The sequence below is a fragment of the Staphylococcus sp. GDX7P312P genome (genome assembly GCF_008385775.1).
In the GTDB taxonomy this organism is placed as follows: Bacteria; Bacillota; Bacilli; order Staphylococcales; family Staphylococcaceae; genus Staphylococcus; species Staphylococcus haemolyticus.
Genome location: NZ_VUKI01000068.1, coordinates 1 through 5,946, shown reverse-complemented (window position 1 = coordinate 5,946; position 5,946 = coordinate 1). Strand labels below are relative to the sequence as shown.

At 28.9% G+C, this 5,946-nt stretch carries 5 protein-coding genes; 3 read left to right on the top strand and 2 right to left on the bottom strand.

The window, feature by feature from the left end:
- The first annotated feature begins 840 nt into the window (after positions 1-840).
- The 3 genes from F1592_RS13240 (at position 841) to F1592_RS13230 (ending at position 5,219) form a co-directional block, all read left to right on the top strand.
- Entirely contained in the window at positions 841-1,641 is an 801-nt protein-coding gene (locus tag F1592_RS13240) for an MBL fold metallo-hydrolase (RefSeq protein WP_011274380.1), read from the top strand.
- A gap of 404 nt (positions 1,642-2,045) precedes the next feature.
- Positions 2,046-2,525, top strand: coding sequence for a 23S rRNA (pseudouridine(1915)-N(3))-methyltransferase RlmH (rlmH, locus tag F1592_RS13235; RefSeq protein ID WP_053016924.1), 480 nt, complete (start codon positions 2,046-2,048; stop codon positions 2,523-2,525).
- Positions 2,526-2,921: 396 nt separating this feature from the next.
- A complete protein-coding gene (locus tag F1592_RS13230; RefSeq protein ID WP_149809845.1) occupies positions 2,922-5,219 on the top strand; it encodes a CDP-glycerol glycerophosphotransferase family protein in 2,298 nt (765 codons plus the stop codon).
- 86 nt (positions 5,220-5,305) lie between these two features.
- Here the strand turns inward: F1592_RS13230 and F1592_RS13225 are convergent, their stop codons facing one another.
- Complete coding sequence (locus F1592_RS13225; protein WP_149809844.1) at positions 5,306-5,521, bottom strand: hypothetical protein; 216 nt, start codon at positions 5,519-5,521, stop codon at positions 5,306-5,308.
- Positions 5,522-5,535: 14 nt separating this feature from the next.
- Positions 5,536-5,946 (bottom strand): DUF1643 domain-containing protein (locus F1592_RS13220; protein WP_149814197.1); only part of this gene is annotated, 411 nt, incomplete at its 5' end.

Here is a 5,946-nt window from a genome sequence, read left to right as displayed (position 1 = left end):
TGGGTCGAGCCGCGGTCTTGTAAAATAGTTCTTAGATAGATAATCACTCACATAAGTTGCTTCGCGTTCCTGGGGTGCTGTCTCTAAAGCAGCTCTTAGATGGATAATATTCTTTTGTTGCGACGCTTTCCTGTGGGAAAGGCTCGTGCCTGTAGTCACTCGACACTTTCTTTTCCACTAGGAGTCGCGCAACGCCATTTATTATCCATCTTTAGAGCTACTTACCTAAGTGCTATTGCACTTAGGTTCATTAAAATTACTGCTCCCCTAGGAGTCTCCGCAACTCTGTTTCGTAATCTATCTTAGAACTATTTACGTAAGTGTGTGAGCACTTACGTTCATCAATAGTTCTAACTCCCTCAGGCGTCACACAACGTCATTTGTAGTTCATCTTTAGAATTTCTTACATAAGTGTGCTAGCACTTATGTTCATTAATAATAAACATAGGAGTCTCCGCAACTATGTTTCGTTATCTATCTTAGAACTGCGTATGTAAGTGTGTGAATGGTTATTTTCAATAGATTATCCTTCTCTGTACCTTCTCTGTTCTTAATTAGAAAGAAATGATATTTGGTATGGAAAGTATAGTAAGTGTGTGGGGCTACGATGGTCTCATGCACTTATTTTATTTATATGTGTAAGTGTTGTACATAAACATGGAATTGGAACTTTAATTTTTGTATTGGTATAGTATAATATAAAGGTATTTTAGAGGACTGGATTGTTTCGAATGATGTGGATTGTTCGAAACTTCATTTTTTTAATTAAAGAGTGCAAAATATAAGGAATTAGACTGAAGGCACTCTAAAATATAGAGTAAGTTGTCGGAAGTAGAAAGGATGAGTCGCTTGATACGAATGAGTGTATTGGCGAGTGGTAGTACGGGGAATGCCACTTATGTTGAGAGTGATAAAGGCAGTCTATTAGTAGATGTTGGACTCACTGGCAAGAAAATGGAAGATTTATTTAGCCAAATTGATAGAAATATAAAAGATTTAAATGGCATTCTAGTTACTCATGAACATAGTGACCATATTAAAGGATTAGGTGTGCTTGCGCGTAAATATGGTTTGCCGATTTATGCGAATGAGAACACTTGGAAAGCAATTGAGAAGAAAGATAGTAAAATTCCAATGGATCAAAAATTCATATTTAATCCTTATGAAACAAAATCTATTGCAGGTTTTGATATTGAATCATTTAATGTATCTCATGACGCAATTGATCCACAGTTTTATATTTTTCATAATAATTATAAGAAATTTACGATGATTACAGATACAGGCTATGTGTCAGATAGAATGAAAGGTATGATTCAAGGCAGTGATGCCTTTATGTTTGAGAGTAATCATGATGTGGATATGTTACGCATGTGCCGTTATCCTTGGAAGACGAAGCAACGTATTTTAAGCGATATGGGACATGTGTCTAATGAAGATGCAGGACTGGCGATGACTGATGTCATTACGGGTAATACGAAGCGCATTTATCTTTCACATTTATCACAGGATAACAACATGAAAGATTTAGCACGTATGAGCGTTAGTCAGGTTCTAAATGAACATGATATAGATACTGAAAAAGAAGTGCTATTATGTGATACAGATAAAGCACAAGCTACACCGATATATACATTGTAATTATTTAGACGAACGACCTACTTACAAAATTAGTATTTGTGAGTAGGTTGTTTTTTTATTTATTGAGTTAATTATCTAATAATTTAGACTATACATGATTATTCAAAAGAAACCTTATAATAACAAGATTTAGCTTAAATCTGTGAATAAATATTTAAGACTTACTTAAAGTTATCCCCAAAATTGAGGGAAGTTATCCACTTTTGTGTATAATACACACAGAAATACTCACATTATTCACAGACTTATCCACATATATACAAGGATAATCACATGAAATGGGGATATTTTAAAAGATTTTACCGTAATTCGTATACATTACTGTTATAATTAGAGGGAATTCTGTTAACAAGTTGATAACTTGTGGATAAGTAGGATAACTATTAACATCTATGGAGGATTTTATGAAGATAACAATCTTAGCTGTGGGTAAATTAAAAGAAAAATACTGGAAACAGGCTATATCAGAATATGAAAAAAGATTAGGTGCTTATTCCAAAATTGAAATTATTGAAGTACCTGATGAAAAAGCACCTGAAAATATGAGCGATAAAGAAATTGAACAAGTGAAAGAAAAAGAAGGTCAACGCTTACTAGCTAAAATCAAACCTCATGCAACAGTCATCACTTTAGAAATCCAAGGTAAAATGTTGTCTTCAGAAGGATTAGCTGAAGAAATGCAACGACGCATGACACAAGGACAAAGTGATTTCGTCTTTGTCATTGGCGGATCAAATGGATTGCATAAGGACGTCTTAAAACGCAGCAATTATGCACTCTCATTCAGCAAAATGACATTCCCACATCAAATGATGCGCGTCGTCTTAATCGAACAAGTGTATAGAGCATTTAAGATAATGCGAGGCGAAGCATATCATAAATGATGCGGTTTTTAACTATTACATTACACGGATAGACAATCTAATACCTCTATTTGTAATAATAAAATTAATAACATAGCTTAAAGTTATAACAGTCAATTTAAATTATCTAAACAATTAGTGAGTTACTATTACTAATGTGGTGACAATAAATAAGTAATAATCAAAAATATTAGTAGATTAATTTTATTTTATTAAATGTATGAATCGAAATACGATATATTAAATAAAATTTTTAGCAATAGAAGTTTAATTTACTATATTATTAGCATAAATTTATGGTTTTCTTGATAAATTAAGTATCACATTAATGTATAATTTTAGTGAAAATAAATAAAAAAATATTGCAAATTACATTATAATAAAGATAAATATAAAAAGAGAAAGGATTATATTGTAATGAAGATAAATATTTTAGGCTATAATATTTTTTCAAAAGGTGGTACATCACGAAGTAATATTAATTTAATAAAATCATTATTAAGTATTGGAGTAGAGGTGCATTATTTTAATTATTTAGATTTTAATAAAAACGATATATTAAAGCTAATAATTCATGAAGAATTAAACAGTAAATTACTAAAAATAGATTATTATAATTCAAATGAAATGTTAGCAGTAGGGGATGTATTAATTTTCACAAGAGAAGAATTTTTTAATTACTCTAAATTTATAAAAAAAATAAATAGAAAAATTAAAATTGTTGGAGAAATACATGGCCCTTTAGAATACATAGATGAAGAAACAGATTTAGCGCTTGATTATATTGATTGTATACGTGTTAGTACCAAAGAAATCAGAGATAAATTTATAAATAAATATAATTATCCTAACGTTTTCAATCAATATGTTAATGCTAGTCATATAAACATTCAAAACGCAAAGCATAACACAAAAAGAAATTTTATGGTTAAAGCGCGATTCGAAGATCAAATAAAAGATATCTCATATATAATACAATTATTTAATTATATAATAGAAAATAATATAAATAATGATATTAAATTATATATTATAGGATATGGACCATCAGAGCTACTATATAAAAACCTAATTAATTACTATGGACTGCAGAATCATGTTTTTTTAAATCATAAAGAACCTAAAAGTTATATTTATATATCTGCTTCACCTTACGAAACTTTAGGATATTCAATATTAGAAACATTAGCAATAGGAAATAAAGCTTTAATTTATCCCGGAGACGATGGAGTATTAGAGAGTATATATAACAAATTTAATTCGATAAGATTTTTAACAAAAAATTTCGAAGAAGATGCATTAATTTTAAATGAAATACTAGATTATAGATATACTAATAAAGATAGAGAAGAAGATATATTAAATTTAGAAAACTCTTTTAAAACTAATAATTATGCGGAAACACTTCTTGAAAATATTAATAAATACTCTATTAATACAAAAAATAGATTTAAATATACAAAATTCAATAAAATTAGTAATAAAAAAATAAAAAAAGAAATAAACTATAAAAAAATCAAGGAAAATAAATTAATAAAATACATACTTAAAAATAAAGCAGTGTACAATAAGTCTAAAAACTACTATAGTAAATTAATTGAGAAGAATGAAATAAAAAAATTAAACAAAATTAACGTTAACTCGGACTATATTTTTATAGAATCTTTTCATGGCAAAAACTTTAGTGGGGACCCTAAGTATATAGCTTTAGCCATAAAAAAATATTATAATAATAAAAAGGTATTTGTAAGTTCAAGTAACTCATTGGTAGATATGGAAATAAAACGTTATGGATTTACGCCTATTAGATTTGGAAGTGATAACTATATAAAAACTTTTAGAAAATCTAAATATGTTTTTATGAATGGTAATTCATGGGATAAAGTATATAAAGGTAAAGAGCAAATATTTGTTCAAACTTGGCACGGATTCCCACTCAAAAAAATGGTAAATGATTTAAATGATGTTGAAGAAAGAAGAAAACAATTAAATGCGTTTTTACCAAGAATGAAGAAATGGGATTACCTAATTTCTTCATCAGAAATTAATACAATGATTTTAAATTCCGCTTTTAAATTAGAAAAAAAATCTGATTTAATCGTTTTAGAAAATGGAGCTCCTCGCAATCAATATTTGATAAAAAATAGAGAAAGTGATACTGAAAGACAGAGAGTACAACAAAAATATTTGTATAAATCGGATGAAAATAAACGTTACATACTGTTTTGTCCTACTTGGAGAAACAAAAAAAGAGAAAATTTAACCAATATAAATTTAAAAAAACTACTTTCATATTTACCAAATAATTATGAAATTATAGTAAAACTTCATCCTAACGAAAGTATGCTCCGATCAAAATATAATAATTTAGATAAAAGAATTCACTGTTTTTTCAATGAATTAGTAGATATACAGGAGTTATATATTTTAAGTGATTGTATGATAACAGACTACTCTTCTACTATATTTGATTATGTACATTTAAATAAACCCATCTTTTTACTTCAAGAAGACTATGATAAGTATGAAGAAGAGATTGGCTTTTATTTTGATATATTTGAGTTAGGAAGATTTCCAATTGCATCAAGAGAGGAGAAAAATTTGGCGCAACAAATATTAAAACTTCAAATAGATTATTCCAATATTGTTAATTTATTAATGGATAAAGATGGTAAAGATAGCGTTGAATCTATGTTAAAACAAGTTTTGAAATAATATATTAAAAATACATGTATAGGGCATCCTTCACCGTAAAAGTGAAGGATGCTCTATTTTTATTGTAAGTAGTATGATATTCATTTTTATAGATATTGGTTAATAATTGCATGTAAATCATTGTTAAGTACTGTTGTTATAGAATCATCATTTATAAAATCATCATAGATTTTATCCAATATTTCTTCATCTTCAATTGCTGCGAAATGATGTACTAGTCCTTTTACTATTGAAACGTAATCATGCGATGCTAAACAATTAGCAACTGTTCGCCAGTCTGACTGTGCGGTTTCATGGTTCATAGATAATCCTCCTTTTATTTCAATGTCCATTTTTGACGTGCTTTAGGATTGAGTGGATGCATAATTTCATTTGTGGCTGGATTAATGAGCTTTTTGACTTTCTTTTTGTGAGGCTTCAACATTTCCATCACTTGTTCAACACGTTCGACGACAACAGGCCGCTTCGCATAGGCGCCATAAGCTAGAATCACTGTGTCACTTTCACTTATCGCTTTCATTAAGTGTATATCTGTGTGCTCATCGTATGGTTCTTTGATATGTTTGAGATTTTCAGGCGTTTTAATATTCGAAAATAAATTCACTAAATATACAGCGCCATATTGTTCAGAATTCGCTAATTGATTAAGAATGAGAACAGTAGTAAGATCGAGTGATAATACACCTTCTAAATGAGGATACATCGTTATCACAGTACAAGCCGGTTT